A 25563-nucleotide genomic window follows, 5' to 3' on the forward strand; every position below is an offset into this window, starting at 1 on the left:
ACGGCACCCGTTCGAATTGGCCTGCCAGATTCGACCTTAATAAAACACAAACAGGCCCTCAGGGGCCTGTCTTGGTTGTGAACGATAACGCGGACGTCAGATATTGACTTTGAATCCCAGGGAGCGGAACTGCTCTCCCATGGATTTGCTGCTGCCCTTAAGCTGAATTTTCAGACTGGAGCACTCACGGCGCACCGGGTATTCCTTACGGAGTCGATCGAAAGCGCGTGCGCGCTGCTGCTCATCGCCTGCCATGCTCAGCCTTAAGCGGGCGTCGTCACGGCGCGGATCGTAGCAGTTGTGCAGAGCAAGCTGTATGGCATCGTCGCCTGCGTTGCTGGTGAATGCCAGCTTGCTTAGAGGCGGCTCTGGCAAGTACTGGCCTGCCTGCTTGCGCACCGGCAGACCAAGAAAGCGGGACAGCGCACGGTATATGGTTTCGGTGCCATGCACTTTGCCTTCCAGACTGTAACCGGCAATGTGCGGCGTACCCAGCCAGACCTGCTGCAGCAGCTGCGAGTCTATTGCAGGTTCGTTTTCCCACACGTCTAGTACCACCGTGGGCGCATCTGGCTGCTGCAAGCGGGTAAGCAGAGCGGCGTTGTCGATCACTTCACCTCGCCCGCTGTTGATCAGTAGCTGATCGGACCTTAGGGTTGCAAGCTCTTGGGCTCCGACCAGGTGATAGGTTGGGTGGTCGCCATCGCGGGTTAGCGGGGTGTGCAGCGTTACCAGGTCACACTCAAGCGCCTGCTCGAGGCTGGAGAATTCAGTTGCGCTGGCTTCATCCAGCCCATCAGACTGGACCTGCTGCCTTGGCGGATCGCACAGAACAACGGTAAAGCCCAAGCGTTCCAGCCTTTGGGCCAGTAACCCGCCAACGTTGCCAGCCCCCACAATACCAACACTCTGGCGCGCCCAGTTGCTGAGCCCGCGCCTGGAGGCGTGCAACGAAGCCACAGCCAGAATGTACTCAACCACGCTGTTGGCATTGCAGCCGGGGGCGGCGCAAAAATGGATGCCCTGAGATTCTAGCCAGAACTGATCAACATGGTCGGTACCAATGGTGGTGGTACCCACAAAACGCACCCGGCTGCCTTCCAGCAAGTCGCGATTTACCCGGGTAACCGAACGCACCAGCAACACATCGGCGTCGCGCACCTGGTCCGGGCTAAGCTCCCGGCCGCTGACCCGGCGGATGTCACCAAAATCGGAAAAAAACGAGTCCAGTAACGGAATGTTTTCGTCTGCAACAATCAACATGCCGGTTATCCGCCTTTTTATCTAAACTGTTGAGTCTAAAACAAAACGCACGCCTGAATCAGCTTCTGCGCGGCCGGCTATTGCTGCTGCGGTTGCGGTTGCTGCTGCTACGGTTACCTGTAGGGCGCGTGCCCTGTGGCCGGCGACCGCGCTTGCGAGCGATCGGGGCGTTGTCCATGGGCACCATCAAAGCTTGGTCCGGTACCTCGTTGGCAAGCTTCTGACCGATGTACTTTTCAATCGCCGGCAGGGCAAAGGAATCGTCTTCGCCGGCAAAGCTGATAGACACGCCGGTGCTGCCGGCACGACCGGTGCGGCCGATACGGTGTACGTAATCTTCGGCGTTGTCTGGCAAATTGTAGTTGAACACGTGGGTTACGCCATTAACGTGAATACCACGGCCGGCGACGTCGGTAGCCACCAGCACCTGAATACTGCCGGCCTTGAACTGTTCAAGGGTTTTCAGGCGTTTGGCCTGGGCAATCTCGCCAGACATCAGCGAAACAGAGACCCCCTGATTGCGCAGGTCTTCTTCCAGATCACGGCACTGGTCACGGCGATTGGCGAATACCAGTGCTTTGTCCACCTCCGGGCGCTTCAGATAATTCACCAGCACCTGCAGTTTTTCGTCATCGCCGACCAGGTAAACTGTCTGCTCAATCCGCTCGGCGGTTTTCTGCTCCGGTTCGATTTCCACAAACTCGGCGCTTTGGGTCCACATAGACGCAAGATTCAGTACATCCTGGTTAAACGTCGCGCTGAACAGCAGCGTCTGGCGATCTTCCTTCGGGGTACACTTGCGGATAATGCGTTTCACATCCGGAATAAAGCCCATGTCGAGCATGCGGTCGGCTTCGTCAAGAATCAGAATATCGATCTGGTCGAGAAACACGTCCTGAGAGCCCAGAAAATCGATCAGCCGGCCCGGCGTTGCCACCAGAATATCGACAACTTCGTTCTGTAGCTGGTCACGCTGTTTGTCATAGTGCATACCGCCAACCACGGTCACCACTTTGTGGCCGGTATGGGCACACAGCTGCTCGGCGTCTTTGGCGATCTGCATCGCCAGTTCGCGGGTGGGCGCCAGCGCCAGAACCCGCGGCTCCGAGGCAAAGCGCTTGCTGTCTTCAATCGGCGTTTCCAGCATGGTCTGGATGGCGGTAATCAGAAACGCTGCGGTTTTACCGGTGCCGGTCTGGGCCTGGCCGATCAGATCCTGGCAAGCCAGTGTCCAGGGCAGGGTTTCGGCCTGTATCGGTGTGCAGTATTCAAAGCCTATTGCGGCAATGGCCTGCTGCAGGCGATGGTCCAGATTCAAATCGCTAAAGCGCAAATCAGAGGTATGGCTTCTGTCAATAGAAGGACTGTCACTAGCAATGGGTATGTCGTTATCAACAGTCGGGTTGTTATCAATGGTCATACAGTTTCGGTGTCCTTAATATTCTGGGAGTCAGAACCGACAGCCGCCCATAATGGCGCAACTCGCCGTGCATCTTTTTGCAAGGCCTCTGTGAGCGAGCCCTCGGTTCCATAAAAACGCATTAACGCGTGTAAAAAGTCCGCCGCGCGGCATGAAATGCTGCTATTAAAGCCGCTTGGGAGTAAGTTCTCAAATCCGCTTGCACTGGCTTCAGAGTCATCCTGTGCAAGATACGCCATTGCCTGGCAAGCAACCCGACTGGCAAACAGTTGCGGATCAGCCGCGCCCTGCCCCGCCAGGTTGTCAACGCTGATATGAAAGCGCCAGCCGCAAGCCAAGGCAAAAAGCCATTCCAAAGCCTGGGGTTTCACCTCAACCTGTTCGAAAGCGCACTGCTGCTCATGGCTGCGGCCGTCAGGGCAATACCAGTAGCCGTAATCTTGCAGTGAGCGACGGTGTTCGCCGGCAATGCACCAATGACTGATTTCGTGCAAGGCGCTGGAAAAATAGCCGTGGGCGAAAATCACCTGTGCCGGGCCTGGGCCAGCAGGCAAATATTCCGGTTCGTTGTCGCCACGCACCAGAATAGTCTGGCAAGGCTGACGAAACAAACCATTAAATAGCATGATAAGATCGTTTGAGCAGTGCATCATTGGGAGCTATTGTGCGACTTTAACAGCCTCAATGCCAGCGCGATCTTGGGCCTGCGTCGAGGCATAAAGTGCTGCGCCGGAAAACGCCGATGGACACTTGGGGAACTTGGCGCAACATTTACCCTCTACACCGCTGTCGGTTTCCACTCATTCGCTTGCAATTAAGGTTCAACATGATCGTTACTGCCACGGCCCGGCAACGGCCTCGGGCTTTTTGCCAGCTTAGCGCGCTTGTCGCACTGATGTTTTTTTTGCTGGCGCATAACACCGCGTTCGCACAACAGGATTCCACATTCTCAAGCTGGTTTGGCGGCAGCTCCGCCAGCCAAGGGGATTTTCTTCCTGTCGATCAGGCTTTGCCTTTTAGTTACCGTACTGACGGTGACGCGCTCATACTCGAGTGGGATATTGCGCCAGAGCACTACCTTTATAAGAGCCGGATTTCAGTGACCCCGGTCAGCGCGGACTTAAGCCTGGGGGAGCTGGAATTCGATCGCCCGGGCATTATTACCAACGACGAGTTTTTTGGCGAGATGGCGGTGTTTTACGACCCTGTCCAGGCTCGGCAACCCATTCAACTGCCGGCCGGGGTGACTGAAGCCGAGCTTCAGGTCAGCTATCAGGGTTGCGCCAGTGCCGGTCTGTGCTACCCACCACAAACCCGAGATCTGCTGTTTTATGCCAATAGCAGTGGCTTGACCACTGCAGCGCCTGACGACGCGATCAATTCAAATACCAATGCAAATTCTAGCGCCAGCAGCGGCCGCCCAAACCCTACAGATACGGCGTCGGATACCCGCAGCGCCAGTGGACTTGCCGGCTTTATGAGCCAACAGCCAACCTGGCTGATTGTGGGTGTATTTTTCCTGTTGGGCCTGGGGCTGACTTTTACCCCCTGCGTGCTGCCCATGATACCCATTATTTCCTCGCTGGTGTCCGGCCAGAACACCCGCTCCAGCGCCCATGCTCTGGTGCTCGCGTCCAGTTACGTGCTGGGCATGGCGCTGACCTACGCCGCAGCTGGCGTGGTGACCGGTTTGCTGGGGGCCAGCTTTAACCTGCAAGCACAACTGCAGTCGCCCATCGTATTGAGCGTTTTCGCTGCGCTGTTCATTGTGTTTGCGCTGGCCATGTTTGAAGTTTTTGAATTACAGCTACCGGCGTTTATTCGCAACCCGCTCAGCAATGCCAGCCAACATCTGTCCGGGGGGCGAATTGCCAGCCTGTTCGGCATAGGCGCACTGTCGGCGCTGGTTGTGTCACCCTGCGTATCGGCGCCGCTGGCTGGCAGCCTGCTGTACATTTCCGCAACCCAGGACGCGGTCATCGGCGGTCTGGCGCTGCTGGCCATGGGCTTGGGTATGGGCGTGCCGCTGATTGCTGTTGCAGTGGGCGGGCGCAAAATTCTGCCTACCTCTGGCGCCTGGATGACAACAGTTAAACACGGTTACGGCATTATGCTGCTGGCTGTCGCTATCTGGCTGCTTGAAAGGATGCTTGCGCCCTGGCTTACTCTGACTCTGTGGGGCTTGCTGGTTGCTGTGGTGGGGGTTCAACTGGGTGCCTTCGACGCCGCCAAAGCCGGCTGGCAACGCACCCGCAAAGGTCTGGGACTTGTGGTCTTTGCCTGGGGTATGGCTCTGTTGGCGGGCGCACTGGCAGGTGCCAGCGATCCGCTTAAGCCGCTGGCGCCGTTCACGGCTGGCAACGCAGGCACCGGCACCGGCAGTGCTGCCAGCCACGCCAATTTCCAACGCACCAGTGAACCGCAGCAGATACGCCAGCTTTTGCAACAGGCACAAGCCGCCGGAAAGCCCGCGCTGCTGGATTTCTACGCTGACTGGTGCATTGCCTGCAAAGTGATGGAACGCAATGTGTTCAGCGATGCCGATGTCGTTCAGGCCCTGGCGCCTTACAGTCTGATACAGCTTGATATGACCGCCAACACGCCGCAGCAGCAGGCCCTACTGGACGAACTCGGTCTTTTCGGGCCGCCGGGCATCCTGTTTTACAACGTTAGTGGTCAGGAAATCGGTAGCCAACGTATTCTGGGGGAGATGAACCGCGGCGAGTTTCTACAGCACCTGACCGGCGTTGATACCCGCGGCTAACACGCTTAAACATTAGCCGCCGCGGCGAATCATGAAATGGAACTCGCCATCGGGTTGGTCCTGAGCCAGAAGTTCGTGGCCGAGAAACTGACAGAACCGGGGAATGTCCCGCACAGTGGAGGGGTCGGTTGCTGTCACCCGAAGAATACCGCCCGCCGGCACGTCCAAAATGCGGCTGTGCAGCATCATTACCGGTTCCGGGCAGTACAGGCCCCGGGCATCGAGTTCTGCGTCAAATTCTGGATTTTCCACGGTTTAGCTCCTGAGAATGGGTCGATTCAACCTATAAATCTGTTAACTTACTGTTTATTGGACACCAGAATTCGAATCACAACAACCGAGGCACGCCATGATCCGAGTATTAATTGAACGGCACATCGCCGAATCCCTGGAGGCCGCTTACGAAACCCGCTCGCGCAAGATTTTGCAAAACGCAGTTGCGGCCCCGGGCTTTATATCCGGTGAAGCCCTGAGCAATCGCAACGATTCAAACAACCGCTTTATACTTTCAAATTGGCATTCGGTCAGCCACTGGGATCGGTGGTACCGATCGAAAGAGCGCAAAGAGCTGATGGCGGAACTGATGCCGATGATGGATCGCGAGGAGATAATCACCATCCTCGAGCAGGGTGGATCCTGACTCCGGGGCAAGAATCAACGTTCAGCGATGGTCCTGACTGCGAATTGCCGAGTCAATTGCGCAGCCTGACGAATTAGATCGTTCTGGGTTTCCGGCTGGCGCGCCAAGGGCTGAAAATCATGATTGCCACCCTCCAGCCAACGCAACTCGCAGTTGGCCAGCGCCGCGCTTTGGGTTTCAAGTTCTGCCGGTTTGCCAAACGGGTCGCGGGTACCCTGAACTATCAGCAGCGGACAAGTAATATCCGCCAAGTGCTCAGTGCGCCAGCGGTCAAGCTTACCCGGCGGATGAAACGGGTAGCCGTAGCAGACCACCCCGTCTATCGGGTTGCTTTTAAAAAGGTTGCTGTTAAAACCCGGATCAGAACTTTTACCTATATTGGCAGATTGAGCCAGTAAGCTGGCCATACGCCCGCCCATGGATTTTCCGCCCGCCATCACAAAGCAATCCGGCGGCAACTCGTCTTTAGCGCGCTTAAGAGCCAAAGCGAAGCTGTCCAGTAAACCCGGTTGCCGGTCGGGCGGGCGTTTACGTCCGTCAGCGCGACGCTCTTGCATGTAGGGGAACTCGAATCTCACGCTAGAAATACCTACATCATCCAACGCCATAATAAGTTGTTCCATATAGTCAGAATCCGCCGGTGCCCCGGCACCATGGGCAATCACCATAGCAATCTTGGGGACATCGTAGAAACCAGCGCTGGGCAACCATGTATTTTTGTTCATATTTCTCTCCAGAGAGCCAATTTAAACGGCACAAGCACGATGCGAAATAGTCAACCCAGATTACAACCTAATCCCTTAACTCGTTGCCGTATATCCATTTACACTACTTTTGATGGATGTCAGGAGTTGACCTGAATCATTGCAAAGGCCTAATGCTTTCCTCATAATTACGCCCGAATTAACCCCTTTCTAACCCAATGGTAAGGCTATGAGCACATTGAATCCGAACCTGACATACAACTACAAGGTGGTGAGACAGTTCGCCATCATGACAGTCGTATGGGGAATTGTTGGTATGGCTCTGGGTGTGCTGATTGCAGCACAGCTGGTTTGGCCGGCCCTCAATTTCGACCTACCGTTTACCCACTTCGGCCGCCTGCGGCCGCTGCACACTAACGCCGTTATTTTCGGCTTCGGTGGAAGTGCGTTGTTTGGAACGTCGTATTACGTTGTTCAGCGTACCTGTCAGGCGCGCCTGATCTCCGACAAGCTTGCAGCCTTCACCTTCTGGGGCTGGACTGCCATTATCGTTTCCGCAGCTATTACTCTGCCAATGGGCTTTACGTCCTCTAAAGAGTATGCCGAACTGGAATGGCCGATCGACATCGCAATTGCGATAGTGTGGATCACTTATGCCATCGTCTTCTTTGGCACCATCGTCAAGCGCAGCATGCCGCACATTTATGTGGCTAACTGGTTTTACGGTGCCTTCATTATTACCATCGCGGTTCTGCATATCGGTAATAACCTGGCGCTGCCGGTGAGTGCGTTCAAGTCCTACTCGGCCTATGCCGGTGTTACCGACGCTATGATGCAGTGGTGGTACGGACACAACGCCGTAGGTTTCTTCCTGACCGCAGGCTTTCTGGGCATGATGTACTACTTTGTTCCCAAGCAGGCTAACCGTCCGATTTATTCCTATCGCCTGTCTATCGTTCACTTCTGGGCGCTGATTGCGACCTACGTTTGGGCCGGTGGTCACCACCTGCACTACTCTGCCCTGCCAGACTGGGCCCAGACCGCCAGTATGGTCATGTCCCTAATTCTGCTTGCTCCATCCTGGGGTGGCATGATCAACGGCATGATGACGCTGTCCGGTGCATGGCACAAGCTGCGTACTGACCCTATCCTGCGCTTCCTGGTGGTTTCCCTGTCGTTCTACGGCATGTCCACCTTCGAAGGCCCGATGATGTCAATCAAGACCGTTAACGCCCTGTCGCATAACACTGACTGGACCATTGGCCACGTGCACTCCGGTGCTCTGGGCTGGGTTGCCATGATCAGTATCGGTGCTATCTATCACCTGGTTCCAAAACTCTGGGGTTTGAAAGAGATGTACAGCACCAACCTGATCAACGTGCATTTCTGGCTGGCCACTGTAGGCACTGTGCTATACATCGTCGCTATGTGGGTCAACGGCATTATGCAGGGCCTGATGTGGCGCGCGGTTAACGAAGACGGCAGCCTGACATACAGCTTTGTAGAAGCTCTGGAAGCCTCTCACGGGGGTTATCTTGTGCGCTTCCTGGGCGGTGTGCTTTTCCTGAGCGGTATGCTGTTTATGGCCTACAACGTCTACATGACTGTTCGTCAGAAAGACGCCGTTGCCGAGAATAACGCCGCTGTCCAGGCCGTGTAACGGAGAGAAATCAGATGAATCATGAAACAGTAGAAAAGAACCTTGGCTTGATGATCGTACTGATCATTCTGACCATCAGTGGCGGTTTTTTGGTGGAAGTGGTTCCGCTATTCTTTCTGAAGAGCGTCAACACACCCATCGAAGGTCTTGAACCTCTGGCAGCGCTGGAACTGGAAGGTCGTGACATCTACATCCGCGAAGGTTGTCATGTATGCCACACCCAACAGATCCGCCCGTTCCGTGCGGAAACCGAGCGCTATGGCCATTACTCCGTTGCGGGCGAGTTTGTTTACGATCGTCCGTTCCTGTGGGGATCCAAGCGCACCGGTCCGGATCTGGCCCGCGTTGGCGGCCGTTATTCCGATGCCTGGCAGCGCCAGCATCTGTATGACCCGCGTAGCCTCGTTCCCGAATCTATCATGCCGGCATTCCCATGGCTGTTTGAAGATTTCGTCGATCATAACGGTACCCCAGACAAACTGGCGGCCATGCAAACCCTCGGTGTTCCTTACACCGACGAGCAGATCGCAAACGCCGCCGCCTCAGTAGAGGGCAAGTTTGAGATCGAGGCCCTGGTTGCATACCTGCAGCAGCTGGGTACTGTCCTTTCGGAAAAACGGTGATCTGATGGATGTTAACGACTTACGCGGCGTTCATACCCTTATTATAATGGCGATGTTTATCGGCATTATCTGGTGGGCGTTCAGCGCCCATCGCAAGAAGGCGAACAAAGAAGCATCGCACCTGCCGTTTGATGACGACGAGGTCGCGCAGCGTACCCTTGAACGGGAAAAAACGGAGAAAAAACAATGACGACCTTTTGGAGCATCTGGGTCACTGTGATCGTGCTCGGTACCATTTTCGGGTGTACCTGGCTGCTGCTTTCGACTCGCAAAAGCCAGACCTCCGATGTGGAAACAGATCGGACTATGGGTCACTCCTTCGATGGTATCGAAGAATATGATAACCCGCTGCCGAAGTGGTGGTTCTATCTGTTCATGTCCACCATTATATTCTCGCTGGGCTATCTGGCGCTCTACCCAGGCCTTGGTAACTTCAAGGGACTGTTGGGCTGGACCTCAACCAACCAGTGGGAAGCGGAAGTCGCCGAAGCCGACGCGCTTTACGGCCCGATCTACGCTCAGTATGGCCAAACGGCGGTACCCGAGCTGGCCAAGGTAGACGACGCCCTGAAGCTTGGCCAACGTCTGTTCGCCAACAACTGCGCGGTGTGCCACGGTTCTGCGGCGCGCGGCCAGGTAGGTTTCCCTAACCTGACCGACGATGACTGGCTTTACGGTGGTTCACCAGACGCCATTCTGCACACCCTGAACAACGGCCGTATGGGCGTTATGCCGGCCAAAGGCGTGATGCCCAACATGACAGACACCCAGGTAGACCAGGTGGTCAACTACGTGTTGAGCTTCAGTGACCGTGCCAGAGATCCAGCCTCTGTTGAAGCCGGCAAAGCCGTGTTCATGCAGGGTTGTGCCGCGTGTCACGGTGCTGACGGTAAAGGTATGCAGGCCGTCGGCGCGCCTAACCTGACCGACAACGTGTGGCTGTATGGTTCCAACTTTGACTGGATCCGTCAAACGGTCATCCACGGTCGACAAAACCAGATGCCCTCACAAAGCGGCCGCTTGTCTCAAGATCAGATTCAGATACTCGCCGCCTACGTTTACAGTATGTCGAACTGAGAAAACCGGCTGGAGTTCGCTCCGGCCCGGTCTTATCAACTCTGCGTCTGCCCATGGCGGACGCAGACTTGAAGTGATCGAATAGATGTTCTATTAGCGACAAATCAAGCATTCACTTCCAGGGCCCCGCGCGCCCTGCCCCTCGCTTACCTTCATCGGAGAAATCGATGAGCACCAGAATTCCGGTACAGCAAATTGATCCGGCCAAAGAGTCATCCGACAAAAAAAAAGCGCCTGAATCTGTTGATCTTTACGCCAGTCGTAAAAAAATATACGTCAAAGAAATAAAGGGCTTTTTCCAGCGTATTCGCACATTCAGCCTGCTGGCGTTAATGGGTATGTATTTTTTGTTCGCATGGTTGACGCTGAACGGCGAGCCGTTGATTCACTTTGATCTGCCAGCCCGCGAATTTCATCTGTACGGCATTACTTTCTTTCCTAAAGACTTCATTCTGCTATCAGGCATGCTGATTATCAGCGCCTTTGGTCTGTTTTTCATTACGACTCTTTTCGGTCGCGTGTGGTGCGGCTACACCTGCCCGCAAACGGTCTGGACCTTTATCTTTATGTGGGTGGAAGAGCGCATTGAGGGCAATCGCAACAAGCGCATGAAGCTTGATAAAGCGCCTAACTCCCGCTCGAAAGTCGCAAAAAAAACGGCCAAGCATTTTATTTGGCTGCTCATTGCGCTGGCAACGGGTCTAACTTTCGTTGGCTATTTTTATCCGATCCGTGAACTGATCGCCGATCTGTTTACCCTGCAGGCCAATGGCTGGGCTTATTTCTGGGTGGCGTTTTTCACCATTGCCACTTACCTGAATGCCGGCTGGATGCGCGAGCAGGTGTGTCTGTACATGTGCCCTTACGCTCGCTTTCAGTCGGTTATGTTTGACCCCAATACCCGCATTGTGTCCTACGACCCAAATCGCGGCGAACCCCGTGGTGGCCGTAAAAAAGAAGCCAAACCCGATGAAGTGGGCCTGGGTGACTGTATCGACTGCGGCCAGTGCGTTCAGGTGTGCCCCACCGGTATCGACATTCGCGACGGTTTGCAGTACGAGTGCATCGGCTGCGCCTTGTGCATCGATGCCTGCGACGACATCATGGACAAAATGAATTACCCGCGCGGTTTGATTCGCTACACCACCGAAAACGAGTTGGACGGCAAAACCTCCAAACTACTGCGCCCGCGCACCTTCGGTTACGGCTTTATGCTGGCCCTGATGATTGGCGCTATCGGGTACACTGTGGCCACTCGGGTGCCAGCGCAATTGGACGTGCTGCGCGATCGCGGCGCACTGTTCAAATTTAACGGCGAGGGCCGGATCGAAAACTCCTACACCCTGAAGCTGGCTAATATGTCTGAAGCAACGCAAACCTACACCCTCAGCGTAAGCGGCATGGACGACATCCAGATTCTGACATTGACCCAGTTCACCGTTACAAGCGGCGAAAAATACGCGTTGCCGACCGTGGTGGACGTTCCGCCAGAATCCATTAGCCAGAGCAACAACGATATTGTCTTCAAGGCCGTTTCCGATGACGAAATTGTTCTGACGCTTGAAACTGAAAGCCGATTTGTCGGTCCAACGCGCTAACGGCGGTTGAGCCACAACGCACCACGCTTGAATGTAAAACCGAGACGTAATTTTATGACTGCTGAAACACCCGTTGCACCCTGGTACCGCCAGCCCTGGTTCTGGTTTTTGACCATCGCTCCACTGGCAGCCATTACGTGGAGTATGACCATGCTGGTCGTTGCCATTAACATGGAAGACAGCATGGTGTCAGACGACTATTCGAAGGAAGGTCGTGGTATCAACCTGGAAATAGCCCGTGACGTCAGAGCTGCCGAGCTGGAACTGACAGCCGACATCCAGTTTGATGGCCGCCAACTATCCCTGGACCTGACCTCCACCGAGGATTTCCCCTATCTGGTCCTGAACCTGTTCCACCCTACCCTGGACACGTACGATCGGGTGGTACAGTTCCGCCGCGAAAGCTTGGGCCACTACACAGCGCTGATAAATGAAGACATCGAAGGCCGCTGGTACTACGATTTGCGCGGTCCCACCAACGAATGGCGGCTTAAAGGCGAAGCCCAACTGCCAGCAGAGAACGGGCTTAAACTGAAAGCAGGCCTAGCCAAAGGGTGACCCCTTTGAATTGCTTCCACTGCGGCGAGCCGGCAAACGGTGAGCCGCCCATTACCCTGCTTTTGGATGACACACAAAGGCACTTTTGCTGCCACGGCTGCAAAGCCGTTTGTGAAACCATCCGCCGGGAGGGCCTGGCCGGATTCTACGATTTCCGCACAGAACCTGCTACTACTCCGCGACAGCTTAACAGCGCAGAACTTGGCCGCCTGCGCGAGCTTGACCATCCTCTGGTACAGCAATCGTTTGTGAGCCCGGTAAAAGCCGGCCAGGAAGCCCAGATACTAATCGGCGGCATTACCTGCGCGGCCTGCATCTGGCTGCTTGAAAACCACCTGCAGCGACAGGCCGGAGTGTTGTCTTTTACCGTCAACCACACCACCCAGCGCGCGCGGCTGGTGTGGGCCTCAGACCAGGCTCAACTCAGCGATCTGCTGATAGCGGTTCATCAGCTGGGCTATACCGCACGACCCTACCACGCCGATGAAGTAGAAAGTGCATTGAAATTAGAACACCGGTCTATGCTGATCCGCCTGGCTGTGGCGGGCATTGGCTCGTTTCAGAGCATGATGCTGGCGTTTCCCATGTATTTTGAGATGGTCAGCGGCCTATCGCCCGAGTTCATCAGCTTCTTCCGCTGGTTCAGCCTTCTTGTGGCCACCCCGGTGGTGTTTTACAGTGCCAAACCATTTTTCCAGAACGCCAGCCGCGACCTTCGTAGCCGCCACCTGACCATGGACGTACCGGTCGCCATTGCGATCGGCCTGGCCTACGGCGCCAGTACCTGGGTAACGGTAATGGGCGGCGACGAAGTCTATTTTGAATCGGTGTGCATGTTCACCTTTTTCCTGCTGCTGGGCCGTTATATTGAAGTACAGGCGCGGTATCGTGCCGGCCTGTCCGGTAACGCTCTGGTGGGTTTCCAGCCCAGGGTGGCCACGCTCGTTAGTAGTGAAGACAACGAAACCAGCATTGTTGCCGCCCACAGTCTGAAAGCTGGCGATGTGGTGCGCATCCGCCCGGGTGAAACCCTGCCAGTAGACGGCGAAATACTCCGCGGCCAGTCTACCCTCAACGAAGCCGCGTTAACCGGTGAGTATCTTCCAGAAACCCGAATACCCGGGGATACCGTGCACGCCGGCAGCGTTAACGGCGAAAACCCTCTGGACATAAAAGTGGTGAGCGCCGGTGCGCAAACCCGCTTGTCGAGTATTCTGCGGGTACTCGACCGGGTGCAGTCGGAAAAACCAAAAATAGCCCGCATGGCAGACCGGATGGCTGGCAAGTTTGTTGGCCGGGTGCTAATTCTGGCGCCTGTCGTGTGGCTGGGTTGGTGGTGGTACGGTGCTGATAACGCGTTTGATATTACTCTGTCAGTGCTGGTGGTTACCTGCCCCTGCGCGCTGTCGTTGGCGACTCCCACTGCCATTACCGCGGCCACGGTAAAGCTGCGCAAACTGGGCCTGCTGCCCACCCGCGGTCATACCCTTGAATCCATGAACGATATCGACACCGTGGTGTTTGACAAAACAGGCACCTTGACCCGTGGTGAGCTCAGCCTGCTGAACCAGCACAACGCTGGCACTTTGGATGCGGACCATTGCCTGCGCCTGGCTGCGGGCCTGGAAGCGTTTTCCGAACACCCCATTGCCAGAGTGTTTCATAATTTACCAAAAGCTCAGGTCAGCAATGTCAAAAACTACCTGGGCGGCGGGTTGTCTGGCCAATGGGGCGAACAGACTTTATACATCGGCCATCCGCAATTTGTGGCCGAGCACAGCGGTCTTGCCATGCCAGAAGCGCCTGAATGCGCAGGTATCGCCATTTGGCTGGCCTCAGACCAGCAGTGGCTGGCCCGTTTTCAGCTTGACGACCAGCCCCGTGCCGATGCAGCCAACGCCATTGCGGCCCTGCACGAGCTCGGCATTCGCACCCTGTTGCTCAGCGGTGACCGCTCCGGACACGTGCAGCAGATTGCCCTCCAGCTGGGTATTAAAGAAGCCATTGGCCAGGCCTCGCCAGAAGACAAACTGGCGGTGTTGCAAAAACTCAATGCCGAAGGGTGCAAGATCATGATGGTGGGCGATGGCCTGAACGATTTGCCGTCTATGGCCGGTGCCAGCGTGTCTGTAGCCATGGGCTCGGCTGCAGACCTGACCCAGCTGAAAGCCGACGCCGTACTTTTAAATGGCCAGTTAATGCAACTGGTGGAAGGGCTTGCCACCAGCCGCCAGACCCGAAAGGTTATTCGCCAGAATTTGTGGTGGGCACTCATTTACAACCTGGCCGCTCTGCCTTTGGCGGCGGCAGGATTGGTGCCGCCCTGGTTGGCGGCCATCGGTATGTCCGCCAGCTCTCTAGTGGTGGTATTAAACGCGCTGCGCCTGGGCAAAATGCCAGCGCCAGCTCGCGAATCACAGCCTTTAGTTGGTAGCATGGCGCTGCGCTGATAACCTGATTTTTAACCCCAAACCCCGGGAGTGCATTGTGGAAATTGTTGTGGTGCTTGTGCCATTGATGCTGATGCTGGTCACCGGCGGCATTATTCTATTCAACTGGGCGGTCAAAAACGGTCAGTATGACGACCTGGAAGGGCCCGCCCACCGCATTCTGTATGATGACGACAAAGAACTGATTCCGGAAGATGCCATCACCGGGCTGGAAAAAACCCGACGCAGCGCCAGTGACGCGCAAGATGAGACGAAAACCGACATTGAAGCAAACACAGACGCAGACGCGGGTACATTGAAATCCGACGACGCGGCCCACAAGCCTGGGAATAGCGGCACCTGATGGCGGGCGAACTTTACCTTAGCTATTCCAGCGCGTTTCTGATTGGCATCCTTGGCAGCACTCATTGCCTAGGCATGTGTGGTGGAATCAGTGCGTCGCTATCCATGGCAATGCCAGTGGGCAAGGGTTTTCGTTTTCGCCAGACACTAACGCTGCTGGCGTTCAACGGCGGCCGCATTGGCAGCTATGCTCTGATTGCCGCCTTGGTGGCATTACTGAGCACCTCGGCGGCAAGCCAATGGGCCTCCATGGGCCTGGCATTGCGAACTCTGGCAGGACTACTGCTAATTTTCATGGGGCTGTCCATGGGGCAGTGGTGGCAGGGCATCCGCTATGTGGAAAAGCTGGGAGCGCCGGTGTGGAAAAAACTGTCGCCGCTAACCCGCAAACTGCTGCCGGTGCACAACCCCTTACAGGCCCTGGCGTTGGGCGCTCTTTGGGGCTGGCTGCCCTGCGGTCTGGTATACAGCACTCTGGGCTGGGCAGCGCTTCAGCCTACCGTGCCATCAGCGGCACTGACCATGCTGTTCTTTGGCCTGGGCACCTTACCCTCTATGTTAGCCACCGGTTATGCCGCGCGCTGGGTACGCGGGCTGCAAAGCCACCGGTTGTTCCGTAAATTCAGTGGTGTTCTACTGATTGTATTCGGCGTTTGGACTCTGCCTTTGATGGCGTTGCTGAGTAGCGCGAATTCTCACTGAAATTGAACAGCTGCGGGTCTGCCAAGTGCGACGGCTCTACGTTACACAAGGCACTGAACATGGTTTCCAGACGCCCGGGGTGCTGTTCGTCCCAGACCTTGAACATGTCTTTTATCACCTGGCGTTGCAGATTTTTCTGAGAGCCGCACAAGTTGCAGGGAATGACGGGATAGTCTCGCAGCTCGGCGAAGCGCTCGAGGTCTTTCTCGCGGCAATAGGCCAGCGGTCGGATGACCGTATTCCGGCCGTCGTCACTTCGCAGCAGCGGTGCCATCGACTTGAGTTTGCCAGCGTAGAACATATTTAGAAACAAGGTTTCCAGCAGGTCGTCACGATGATGACCAAGGGCAATTTTGGTCACACCATTGGCCTCGGCGAAAGCATACAGATGCCCCCGCCGCAGGCGTGAGCACAAACCACAGGTGGTTTTGCCGGCGGGAATTTTGTCTTTAACGACGCTGTAGGTATCGCGCTCGATAATATGGTATTCAATGCCCAGACCCTGCAGGTATTGCGGTAGAACATGCTGCGGGAAACCTGGCTGTTTCTGATCCAGATTGACCGCAATCACCTCAAAGCGCACCGGGGCTTTTTTCTGCAGGCTCAGGAGAATGTCCAGCATCGCATAGGAATCCTTCCCGCCGCTGAGGCAACACATAATCTTGTCGCCGGCCTCGATCATCGAGAAATCCGCAATTGCTTGCCCGGCTTCCCGTTGCAGGCGCTTCTGCAGTTTTTGTTGCTCGCGCCGCGCATCAGGTTTTTGCGGATCGGTTACTGGGTGCATAGCGGCTTCAACGTTAAAAAATATAGAGCACGATTATACTCGTCGCATTCCGCTGTTAACACTGCACAAGCCCACATACGCTGCCATCAGGCTGGCAGGGCGACCCGTGAGTGCTCTACCATAGGCTCATGACCAACACATCAACACTCAACCAGCCCGGCGCCATTACCCACTCTGGCGATTCCAGTCCCCATGAGGCTCTGCAAAGCCACATAGCCCACCTGCAAGTCGCTCTGGAGCACGAGCTGCGCCAAGCACCTGGAGGGCTGAGTGAATATGCCCTGATCAAAAAGCTGCAGCAGCCACCTTGGCAACTCTTGGGTGATGTGCGCTTTGATCAACCCGAGCTGCTATACCAGGTTCACTTCTTGCTGTTTCACACCCTGTATACGCTGCGCGATCAATTGGCCGAAGACGGTGAAACCCTGGCGATATCAGCCTTGCTGACCCGGCTTGAAAAGCGCCCCGAAGTGTCGAGCCAACGGCTGTCTGGCCCGAGATTATCTGGCCAAAGCCTGCCGGCTCAGGCAGATTCTTTGCGGGCATTTTATCTGGATCTGAATCAATACCGGCTATCCACAGCGCAGATCCACGCCATGCTTGACAACTTCTACGCCGGTCATCGGGGTGCTAATCATCACGACACAGCGGAGGTTGCCGCAGCAGCGAACTGTCTGGGCTATGGCGACAGGCGTTTGCCAGACTGTTTTCACGAGGTAAAACAGCGTTTTCGCCGTGCCGTCATGCAGGCGCACCCCGACAGGGGCGGAAGCACCGAGCAAATCCAGACACTTAACGCAGCCTTTGCCGTTATCAGACAGCACTATCGCAGGCGCGACTAAGTGCTTCGGTAAGCAGCGTGAAGGCAACCCTTTAAAATGAAGGAATTTTACATGCACCGACAGGATTTTATAGCCGCCACGCTGGCTATTGCACTGGCATTGCCTGCGGGCGCCAGCGCAGATCTGGCCATATTGCAATACCACCACATCAGCAATAACACGCCGGGCGCCACGAGTACGTCGCCGGCACTGTTTGAAGCCCAACTGCAACTGATTGACCAACTCGGGCTGGCGGTTGAACCACTGTACGAGGCAACACAAAAAGCCTTGGCGGGTAATGGCGGCGATGCCGTTGCCCTGAGTTTTGATGACGCCTACAGTTCCGTGTATTCCAACGCGGCACCCATATTGGCGCGGCTAAACTATCCCTACACCCTGTTTGTGAACACCGACACCATCGGCAAAAGCGGTTTTATGACGTTACAGCAGCTGCAGGAACTGGCGTCTACGGGCCTGGCGACCATCGCCAACCACAGCGCCGGCCACGGACACCTGGCAAAAACACCTAACGAGAAAGTAGAGCAGTGGCAAGAGCGTGTTCATCAAGGCCTTGATGGCGCGCAAACGTTGCTTGAAAAAGAGTTTGGCAATGCCCCACCAATGTTCGCCTACCCCTATGGCGAGTTTGATGCAGCACTTGAACAGCAAATAAACCAGCGCGGCTGGCTGGCATTCGGGCAGCAATCCGGCCCCGTCGGCGCAACCTCAAGCCGCACCCGACTGCCACGATTTCCCATGGCCAACGCTTATGGGCAGTTACAAGGCCTGGAAAACAAGTTGCTGAGCAAGGCGTTTCCGGTGCCGGCCAAGGATCTTCCGGACGGCATTGTCAGCACCAATCCGCCGCACCTGCGAATGAGCCTGCCGAGCGGATTCACACCAGACAAACTAACCTGCTTCGGCTCCGGCCAGGGCCGAATCAAGGTAACCGCCAACGCACAGCAGGCGAATGTTCAGGCGCCCGCTGCATTCAGCAGCCGCCGCTTTCGCTATAACTGCACCTACCCCGCAGGCGACGGACGCTTTTACTGGCTGTCCCAACCCTGGCTGGATTTATCCCGGCCAGAAGATTGAATGCCTGAGCGCAGCCACAATTATTATCTAGACATCACAAGCCAAACACCCAGCTCATCAACCAATAGCTGGCCACAGTAACCACTACCACACCCATCAGGTTCAGGGCGAAGCCGGCACGTAACATATCGCCGATCCGCACATGGCCGCTGGAGAATACGATGGCGTTTGGCGGTGTGGCCACCGGCATCATGAGGGCACAGCTGGCGGCAATGGCCTCGAGCTCGCGGCGGATCATTTCGCCGCTGTCATCAGCGCGACCAATACCAAAATCGACCCGGGCCAGCCACCACCACACTAGCAATAGCATCACCACAGCAACCGGCAGTCCCAGCAGCATCCATTGGGCAAAGCCCACTTCAATGCCCTGGGTATCCAACAAATAAGCCGCCAACAAGGCGTTGGGAGGCGTACCAATCAAGGTGGCAATGCCGCCAACACTGGCGGAGTAGGCAATCGCCGGCAGCAGCGCTGTGCCGAAGCGGCGCAGGCCGTCTTCGTTATCGCTCTGGGTCATGGCGATGATAGACAGGCCGATGGGCAACATCATGCCGCCGGCAGCCCAGGCTTCGACCGACATACCACCAGGCGGCGGTATAATCAGACACGCCAAAAAGCCCGCCAAACCGACCACCAATCCGATCACCTGACTTCGCGGCAAACCTTCCGGCTGCTCCACTGACAACGGCTGATTGCTCATATCATCTGTTCCATTTTGTTAAGACACCGATGTGAAACCAAACACTGTATACACAACACAGATAGCGACAGGTGCTATTGGTAGATCAACCCGTATTGAGGCATAATCGATCAAATTCTTCTGTAAACTCATGCCTTCAGCATGGCACCGCAAACAGGATTCTATTCGTATGGTACCGCAACTTCTTGTCTCCCGACTGATGCACAGCGGTGTCCTTCTGCATTGCGATCCTGATACCACTATAGCCACTGCCGCCGCGATGATGGCGGAGCGAAGTGTCAGTTCCATTTTCGTTATTCGCAATGACGACGTGTTGGGCATCTGGACAGAGCGCGATGCTCTGGGCATTGATTTTACATCATCGTCTATCTTTGCCCAGCCGGTCAGTTCGGTAATGAGCTCACCGGTTATCTCCGTGCCCACCGACATGCCCATGCAGGAAGCCGCGGTTAAATTCCGCGAAACCGGCAAACGTCACTTTCTGGTGGTCGACGCCGACGGCAAGGCGGCCGGTATTCTCTCGCAAACCGACATGGCGATAAACCAGGGTATTGAACCCTATCTGCGTTTGCGTGACGTGCGCTCCGCCACCGCCACAATGCCACTGTCGATAAGCGGTGATAAGACCCTGGCGGAAGCAGCGGCTAGCATGTACAAAAACTGCGCTCATGCGGCGATTATTGATTGCGAAAAACTGGGATTGGGGATTCTTACCGAGCGCGACATAGTCCGTCTTATCAGCCGCAATACCGGTAATGAAGTGGTCGGCCCCCTGGCCAGCCGCCCATTGATAACCGTGCACGAAGACGACCCGCTTATTCACGCCCGTGATCGCCTTATAAACCTGCGCATCCGTAACTTGGCGGTGGTCGATGACAATAACCAGGTGATCGGCCTGGTGGGCTTCGGTCAGATGCTTGCCGGTGTGGAACAGCTGTATACGCAGGATTTGCGCGCTGCGCTGGAGCAGCGGGACTCGGCCCTGGCCCAATCACGGCGAACCCTGCAACTGGCTGAGCGGGTGATTGCCTCTTCACTGGAAGGCATCATGATTACCGATGCCAAATCGCGCATAGAATTCACTAACCCCATGTTTACCCAACTGACCGGTTACAACGCGGACGAGGTAATCGGTAAAACGCCGGCGCTGTTTTCATCTGGTCGCCATGACAAAGCCTTTTACGACCAGATGTGGCAAGCCCTGGCGCGGGAAGGCGTATGGCGCGGCGAAATCTGGAACCGGCGTAAAACCGGCGAGCTGTATCTGGAATTGCTGACCATTACTGCGGTAACCGATGATAACGACATCATAACCCACTACGCTGCCCTGTTTACCGACATCACCCAGAACCGCCGCAACGAGGAGCGCATTCGCCAGCTGGCCTATTACGATGCACTCACCGGCATTCCCAACCGCCGGCTGATGGAGGACCGCCTGGAACAAGCCATCCGCCAGACCCACCGCAACCGACTGGGGCTAGCCGTGCTGTTCATCGACCTGGACCATTTCAAACAGATTAACGACACTCTGGGGCATCACGTAGGCGATTCTTTGCTACTTCAGTTCACCGAAAGAGCACAGACCTGCCTTCGCGAGGGCGACACATTAGCTCGCCTTGGCGGCGATGAATTTGTGGTGATACTGCCAGAATTGAACAGTTCCGAAGCGGCACAAATGATTGCGCAGCGCTTGCTGGACAAGCATCGCGAGGACTATCAAATTGATGGCCATACCCTGAGTGCCGGCGCCAGCGTAGGCATAAGCCTGTATTCGAACGAAGTCGACACCGCCCGGCAGCTGCTGGAACGGGCCGATGCGGCCATGTACACGGCCAAACGCGCCGGCCGTAACGCCATTTGCTTATTTACAGACGCCGAAAGCCAAAAAAACGAAACTAGCGGGCAGACAGCGTCTGCTCATGGGCCAGCAGCGCTTTTTTGATAGCAACACCGCCATTATAGCCACCCAGATCACCGTTGCTACGCAATACCCGATGGCATGGCACCAACACGGCCACCGGATTGGCCCCACAGGCACTGGCGGCAGCGCGCACAGCCTTTGGCCGCCCTGCCCGCCGCGCCAGCTCGGCGTAGCTGATGACTTCACCACTGGGGATGCTTTGTAGCGCTTGCCAGACTTGCTGCTGAAACTCAGTGCCGCGCAAATCCAGAGCCAGGGGTTCCGCGCTGCGGCCGTCTGTCAGCTGGGCCTTCACTTTGCCCAGCCAACTCGGGCAAGCATTCTCTGCCTGGCATAATTGAGCACGTGGGAAGCGACTGCGCAATCGTTCCATTAGCGGTGGCAGTGACTCCCCGGCCATCAGAGCGCACACACCTGTGTCACTGCAGGCCACAAGCACCTGGCCCAGATAGCATTGCACGGATTGCCAGGTGATGTGCTCTGTGACTTGAGATGATGACATAGCGACCTCCTCTTCTTACGCCGGCGTAGAAACGCAGTATGGCGCAAAATTCGGCCGCCGCGTAATCAGAACAGATAATCCGTGGTCAGAGTCCTGGAATGACGCTCACGCACAATACTGGTGACCAGGTCGCGGTTGAATTCACTGGATTTGGCGGCAATCGTGGTGCGAATTGAAAACACCCGCAGCGCATCCGATACCGACAGTGTTCCTTCCGCCGAATTTTTGCGACCGTTAAACGGCAGCGTATCGGGCCCGCGCTGGCACTGGCTGTTCAAATTGATGCGCCCCACCTGGTTAGCCAGAACATCAATCAACCCACCAATGGCGGCAGGGTCACTGCCAAATATGCTCAGTTGCTGGCCAAATTCGGATTCCCGAACGTGGCGAATCACCTCGGACTCATCACTGAACGCCACCACCGGAATGACCGGTCCAAATTGTTCTTCCTGGTAAGCGCGCATCTTGGTGGTCACCGGGTACAGAACGGCAGGGTGGAAATAAGTGCCGTTTGCCTGGCCGCCCCCGGTGTTCATAACGCGCGCGCCCAGAGCCTCGGCGTCACTGACCAACGCTTTCAGATAGTCGATCTTACCGGGTTCGGGCAGCGGCGTTAACGACACATTGGGCTGCCACGGCATGCCTGCAACCAGATTGTCTACTGCTTTGGACACACGCGCTACAAACTCGTCTGCCAGCGACTCATGTACCAGCAACAGTTTTAAGGCGGTGCAACGCTGACCGTTAAACGACAGGGCCCCGGCCACACACTCACTCACGGCCAGATCCAGGTCGGCGCCTGCCAACACAATGGCCGGGTTGTTGGCATCCAGGCCCAGTACCGCTTTCAGACGATGAGGTTTGGGGTGCATCTGTTTCAGTGCAGAAGCACCGCTGTGGGTACCAATAAACGCGAACATATCCACCTTACCGCTTTTCATCAAAGGCCCGATGGTATCGCGGCCGCGGCCAAAAATAATATTGATCACACCGGCGGGGAACGCTTTCTGGAACGCCTCCAACAGCGGGCCAATCAGCAGCACGCCGTATTTTGCGGGTTTAAAAACCACGGTGTTACCCATAATCAGAGCCGGAATAAGCGTGGTGAAGGTTTCATTCAACGGGTAATTGTAAGGGCCCATGCACAGAGCCACACCCACGGGTAACCTGCGAGTTTGGGCGACCACACCGCCGACGGTTTCAAAACGCGACGAGCGTCGGTCTAGTACTTTCAACTCGTGAATGGTGTCTTGAATGTAGTCTGCAGTTCGGTCGAATTCTTTGCAGGCGTCGGCGTAGGTTTTACCAATCTCCCACATCAACAGTTCCACCACCGCTTCACGGTGTCTGCGCATTTCCACCAAAAACTGCTCAACGTGTTCAATGCGCTGAGCAACCGACAGGCTGGGCCAGGCTCCACGGCCCTGTCCGTATGCTTCAACGGCTGAGTCCAGAGCTTCAAGCGCGGCATGCCCATCCATCAGCGGCGTTCTGCCAATCACCAGTGGCTGGGGTTCTTCTGTGCCCGTGGCACGCAAACAGATCGGGCTGCGCACCTCTGCAAAAGGGCCTGGCCAAGGTTTCAGCTGGCCATTAACCAAGGTTTCGGTGATGGACACTCCGCCCTTCTGGCGAAATTTCTCCGGAACACCCTCGATGTCTGGAAAAAAATCATTAGCGCTCCAGTTTGCGGGTTCAACGCTTGTATCAGATCCAGATTTTGTTTTTTTTTGCATGACAGCCTCCAACAATCTTCATTATTTTACGTTAATGAGATTCACTCTCGCCTGCCGCCTCAGGATACGTGGCCCCGAGGGCCTCGGCGATGGCGGCGAAGTCATCAGCATGCAATGACGCGCCGCCAATCAACCCACCGTCGACATCGTCCAGGCTAAAAATCGCAACCGCGTTCGCCGGTTTGACGCTACCACCGTAAAGAATTCTCAATGCCTGACTGATCACCTTGGCCTTGGGCTCGCCACAGCCAGCAATGAACTGACGAATACCAAAATGCGTCTCTGCCACTTGCTCGGGCGTGGCGGTCTTGCCAGTGCCAATAGCCCAGACCGGCTCGTAGGCCAATACGCCCTCGGCAAGGCCAGCCAGCCCGACTTTGTTAATTACCGCCTGAATCTGTGCCTGTACAACCTCGGCAGTGCGGCCTGACTCACGATCCTGCAGTGACTCACCCACACACAACACCGGCGTCATTCCCAGGCCACGAACCGCAGCGAAGCGCTCCGCAACGTCGGCGTCGGCGTCGGTTTCACCGTACAGGCTGCGCCTTTCCGAATGCCCCACCAGCACGTAAACGCAACCCATCTCCTTGAGCATGGTGGCACTGGATTCGCCGGTATGGGCGCCGGATACAAACCCGGACGCATTCTGAGCGCCCAGAGTAATGCCGGTATAACCCAGCAAATCGCGTACCTGAAACAGGTAAGGCAGAGGCGGACAAACCGCTATATCAACCACCTTGCGCAGCGGTCTAAGCCGCGGTAACAATCGGGTAATCAGAGCCTGGTTAGACTGCAGACTGCCGTTCATTTTCCAGTTTCCAATCAAAATCGGCTTTCTCATGGGCACTCTCCCAACAAGGATACAATCAGTTATCAAGGGCGCAGCGAATGGCGCCAATACCAGGATAAAAAGCGTGAGCACCCAGTTCCTGTTCTATCCACAACAAACGGTTGTATTTGGCAACGCGGTCAGAACGGCACAGCGAACCGGTTTTGATCTGTCCGGCGCGGGTGGCAACGGCTAAGTCAGCAATGAAGGTATCTTCGGTTTCTCCACTGCGGTGTGAAATCACCGCGGTATAACCCGCGCCCTGCGCCATGGCAATGGCCTCAAGAGTTTCGGTCAGCGTGCCAATCTGATTGAACTTGATCAGCACGGAATTGGCAATGCCTTTTTGGATACCTTCGGAAATCAGCTCGGTGTTGGTGACAAACAAATCATCACCCACCAGCTGAACCCGCTCACCGACTTTGTCGGTCAGCAACTTCCAGCCTGCCCAGTCGTTTTCATCCATGCCATCTTCAATGGACGCAATGGGATAGGCCTTAGCGAGAGACACCAAATAGTCCGCAAACTCTTCCGAGTTGTACTTTTTCCCGGCGCCCTTTAGGTCATAGCAACCATCGGAGTAAAACTCGGAGGCAGCGCAATCCAACGCCAGAACAATGTCGGAACCTGGGCGATAACCGGCTTTTTCAATCGCCGCAAGAATCAGGTCAAGAGCCTCTTCGCTAGACTGCAAATCAGGCGCAAACCCGCCTTCATCTCCCACGGCGGTCGACAGGCCTTTTTCTTTCAGCAGTGCTTTCAACGCGTGAAAAGTCTCGACTCCCATACGCAATGCTTCACTGTAACTGGGAGCCCCCACCGGCTGAATCATGAACTCCTGAATGTCCACGTTGTTGTCCGCATGGGCACCACCATTGATGATGTTCATCATCGGCACCGGCAGCACGCTGGGCGACGCACAACCGTATAACTCCGCAAGATATCGGAAAAGCGGCAGTTTGCGGGCCTTGGCCGCGGCATCCGCTACACCCAATGACACGGCAAGAATCGCGTTGGCACCAAATTCGGCCTTGTTCGGCGTACCATCCATTTCGCACATCAAACGATCGATTTGCGACTGTTCAAACACCACGTGTCCCACAAGAGCCGGCGCGATGCGTGTATTAACAGCGTTGACCGCTTGCAACACGCCCTTGCCGTTGTAACGCGGGCTATCAAGGTCACGTTTTTCCAAGGCCTCGCGGGAGCCGGTAGACGCCCCCGACGGCACACGTCCGCAACCGACCACGCCGTTATCCAGCAAAACATCAACTTCCACTGTGGGAAAACCGCGGGAATCCAAAATTTCACGAGCCGTAATGTGAGTTATCTTTTCCATAGTAGCCTTCCTTTCAATTGTTTTTGTTT

At 55.8% G+C, this 25563-nt stretch carries 25 protein-coding genes; 14 read left to right on the forward strand and 11 right to left on the reverse strand.

Annotated elements, in window-relative coordinates:
• Positions 1–96 precede the first annotated feature (96 nt).
• The 3 genes from pdxB to ATG98_RS21115 are packed head-to-tail and all read right to left on the reverse strand — an operon-like array spanning position 97 to position 3309.
• Positions 97–1263: a 4-phosphoerythronate dehydrogenase PdxB gene (pdxB, locus tag ATG98_RS21105; RefSeq protein ID WP_098418891.1), complete on the reverse strand. Its 1167-nt coding sequence runs from the start codon at positions 1261–1263 to the stop codon at positions 97–99.
• A 58-nt stretch (positions 1264–1321) separates the two neighbouring features.
• Positions 1322–2683, reverse strand: a complete 1362-nt coding sequence (locus ATG98_RS21110; protein ID WP_098424308.1) for a DEAD/DEAH box helicase — start codon at positions 2681–2683, stop codon at positions 1322–1324.
• Positions 2680–3309: an elongation factor P hydroxylase gene (locus ATG98_RS21115; protein ID WP_228706232.1), complete on the reverse strand. Its 630-nt coding sequence runs from the start codon at positions 3307–3309 to the stop codon at positions 2680–2682. Before ATG98_RS21115 ends, ATG98_RS21110 begins: the two co-directional genes overlap by 4 nt.
• 200 nt (positions 3310–3509) lie before the next feature.
• Here ATG98_RS21115 and dsbD point away from each other — a divergent pair, with 200 nt between their 5' ends.
• A complete protein-coding gene (gene dsbD, locus ATG98_RS21120) occupies positions 3510–5447 on the forward strand; it encodes a protein-disulfide reductase DsbD (protein ID WP_098424310.1) in 1938 nt (645 codons plus the stop codon).
• Between the two features lie 12 nt (positions 5448–5459).
• On the opposite strand, the gene tusA is transcribed toward dsbD, so the two are convergent.
• The gene (tusA, locus tag ATG98_RS21125; protein WP_014871679.1) at positions 5460–5699 is read right to left on the reverse strand and encodes a sulfurtransferase TusA; all 240 of its coding nucleotides are present in this window, start codon (positions 5697–5699) and stop codon (positions 5460–5462) included.
• A 97-nt stretch (positions 5700–5796) separates the two neighbouring features.
• Here tusA and ATG98_RS21130 point away from each other — a divergent pair, with 97 nt between their 5' ends.
• A complete protein-coding gene (locus ATG98_RS21130) occupies positions 5797–6087 on the forward strand; it encodes an antibiotic biosynthesis monooxygenase family protein (protein ID WP_098418895.1) in 291 nt (96 codons plus the stop codon).
• 14 nt (positions 6088–6101) lie between these two features.
• Here ATG98_RS21130 and ATG98_RS21135 read toward each other — a convergent pair whose 3' ends face one another.
• On the reverse strand, positions 6102–6812 hold the full coding sequence (locus ATG98_RS21135; RefSeq protein WP_098418896.1) for an alpha/beta family hydrolase: 711 nt from the start codon (positions 6810–6812) through the stop codon (positions 6102–6104).
• 208 nt (positions 6813–7020) lie between these two features.
• Between ATG98_RS21135 and ccoN the strand changes: the two genes are divergently transcribed.
• The 9 genes from ccoN (at position 7021) to ATG98_RS21180 (ending at position 15801) form a co-directional block, all read left to right on the forward strand.
• Positions 7021–8451, forward strand: coding sequence for a cytochrome-c oxidase, cbb3-type subunit I (gene ccoN, locus ATG98_RS21140; RefSeq protein WP_098424311.1), 1431 nt, complete (start codon positions 7021–7023; stop codon positions 8449–8451).
• 14 nt (positions 8452–8465) lie between these two features.
• Complete coding sequence (ccoO, locus tag ATG98_RS21145; RefSeq protein WP_098424312.1) at positions 8466–9074, forward strand: cytochrome-c oxidase, cbb3-type subunit II; 609 nt, start codon at positions 8466–8468, stop codon at positions 9072–9074.
• Positions 9075–9078: 4 nt separating this feature from the next.
• A complete protein-coding gene (locus tag ATG98_RS21150; protein ID WP_098424313.1) occupies positions 9079–9264 on the forward strand; it encodes a cbb3-type cytochrome oxidase subunit 3 in 186 nt (61 codons plus the stop codon).
• Complete coding sequence (gene ccoP / locus ATG98_RS21155; protein WP_098424314.1) at positions 9261–10151, forward strand: cytochrome-c oxidase, cbb3-type subunit III; 891 nt, start codon at positions 9261–9263, stop codon at positions 10149–10151. Before ATG98_RS21150 ends, ccoP begins: the two co-directional genes overlap by 4 nt.
• A 167-nt stretch (positions 10152–10318) precedes the next feature.
• Positions 10319–11749 (forward strand): cytochrome c oxidase accessory protein CcoG, encoded by a 1431-nt coding sequence (gene ccoG, locus ATG98_RS21160; RefSeq protein WP_098424315.1) that lies wholly within the window; start codon positions 10319–10321, stop codon positions 11747–11749.
• A 54-nt stretch (positions 11750–11803) separates the two neighbouring features.
• Positions 11804–12307, forward strand: a complete 504-nt coding sequence (locus ATG98_RS21165; protein ID WP_098418902.1) for a FixH family protein — start codon at positions 11804–11806, stop codon at positions 12305–12307.
• Positions 12304–14757, forward strand: coding sequence for a heavy metal translocating P-type ATPase (locus ATG98_RS21170; RefSeq protein ID WP_098424316.1), 2454 nt, complete (start codon positions 12304–12306; stop codon positions 14755–14757). Before ATG98_RS21165 ends, ATG98_RS21170 begins: the two co-directional genes overlap by 4 nt.
• Before the next feature lie 37 nt (positions 14758–14794).
• Positions 14795–15100, forward strand: coding sequence for a cbb3-type cytochrome oxidase assembly protein CcoS (ccoS, locus tag ATG98_RS21175; RefSeq protein WP_098424317.1), 306 nt, complete (start codon positions 14795–14797; stop codon positions 15098–15100).
• Positions 15100–15801: a sulfite exporter TauE/SafE family protein gene (locus ATG98_RS21180; protein ID WP_098424318.1), complete on the forward strand. Its 702-nt coding sequence runs from the start codon at positions 15100–15102 to the stop codon at positions 15799–15801. The genes ccoS and ATG98_RS21180 overlap by 1 nt, the downstream gene beginning before the upstream one ends.
• Here ATG98_RS21180 and ttcA read toward each other — a convergent pair.
• Positions 15722–16588 (reverse strand): tRNA 2-thiocytidine(32) synthetase TtcA, encoded by an 867-nt coding sequence (ttcA, locus tag ATG98_RS21185; RefSeq protein ID WP_098424319.1) that lies wholly within the window; start codon positions 16586–16588, stop codon positions 15722–15724. The two genes, ATG98_RS21180 and ttcA, sit on opposite strands and share 80 nt — an antisense overlap.
• Before the next feature lie 128 nt (positions 16589–16716).
• Here ttcA and ATG98_RS21190 point away from each other — a divergent pair, with 128 nt between their 5' ends.
• Together ATG98_RS21190 and ATG98_RS21195 are read left to right on the forward strand one after the other, a co-directional pair.
• Positions 16717–17430: a DNA-J related domain-containing protein gene (locus ATG98_RS21190; RefSeq protein ID WP_098424320.1), complete on the forward strand. Its 714-nt coding sequence runs from the start codon at positions 16717–16719 to the stop codon at positions 17428–17430.
• A 51-nt stretch (positions 17431–17481) separates the two neighbouring features.
• Positions 17482–18504, forward strand: a complete 1023-nt coding sequence (locus ATG98_RS21195; protein WP_098424321.1) for a polysaccharide deacetylase family protein — start codon at positions 17482–17484, stop codon at positions 18502–18504.
• 34 nt (positions 18505–18538) lie between these two features.
• Here ATG98_RS21195 and ATG98_RS21200 read toward each other — a convergent pair whose 3' ends face one another.
• Complete coding sequence (locus ATG98_RS21200) at positions 18539–19204, reverse strand: SLC13 family permease (protein WP_098418909.1); 666 nt, start codon at positions 19202–19204, stop codon at positions 18539–18541.
• Positions 19205–19373: 169 nt separating this feature from the next.
• Here ATG98_RS21200 and ATG98_RS21205 point away from each other — a divergent pair, with 169 nt between their 5' ends.
• A complete protein-coding gene (locus ATG98_RS21205; RefSeq protein ID WP_098424322.1) occupies positions 19374–21146 on the forward strand; it encodes a diguanylate cyclase domain-containing protein in 1773 nt (590 codons plus the stop codon).
• Here the strand turns inward: ATG98_RS21205 and ATG98_RS21210 are convergent.
• The 4 genes from ATG98_RS21210 to eno all read right to left on the reverse strand — a co-directional run bounded on the left by ATG98_RS21210 (position 21100) and on the right by eno (position 25534).
• Complete coding sequence (locus ATG98_RS21210) at positions 21100–21627, reverse strand: methylated-DNA--[protein]-cysteine S-methyltransferase (protein ID WP_098424323.1); 528 nt, start codon at positions 21625–21627, stop codon at positions 21100–21102. The two genes, ATG98_RS21205 and ATG98_RS21210, sit on opposite strands and share 47 nt — an antisense overlap.
• A gap of 65 nt (positions 21628–21692) precedes the next feature.
• The gene (locus tag ATG98_RS21215; protein ID WP_098424324.1) at positions 21693–23363 is read right to left on the reverse strand and encodes an NADP-dependent glyceraldehyde-3-phosphate dehydrogenase; all 1671 of its coding nucleotides are present in this window, start codon (positions 23361–23363) and stop codon (positions 21693–21695) included.
• A 31-nt stretch (positions 23364–23394) separates the two neighbouring features.
• Positions 23395–24207, reverse strand: a complete 813-nt coding sequence (tpiA, locus tag ATG98_RS21220) for a triose-phosphate isomerase (RefSeq protein WP_098418913.1) — start codon at positions 24205–24207, stop codon at positions 23395–23397.
• A 25-nt stretch (positions 24208–24232) separates the two neighbouring features.
• Complete coding sequence (gene eno / locus ATG98_RS21225) at positions 24233–25534, reverse strand: phosphopyruvate hydratase (RefSeq protein WP_098424325.1); 1302 nt, start codon at positions 25532–25534, stop codon at positions 24233–24235.
• Between the last annotated feature and the right edge of the window lie 29 nt (positions 25535–25563).

The sequence above is a fragment of the Marinobacter sp. LV10R520-4 genome (genome assembly GCF_002563815.1).
Taxonomy (GTDB): domain Bacteria; phylum Pseudomonadota; class Gammaproteobacteria; order Pseudomonadales; family Oleiphilaceae; genus Marinobacter.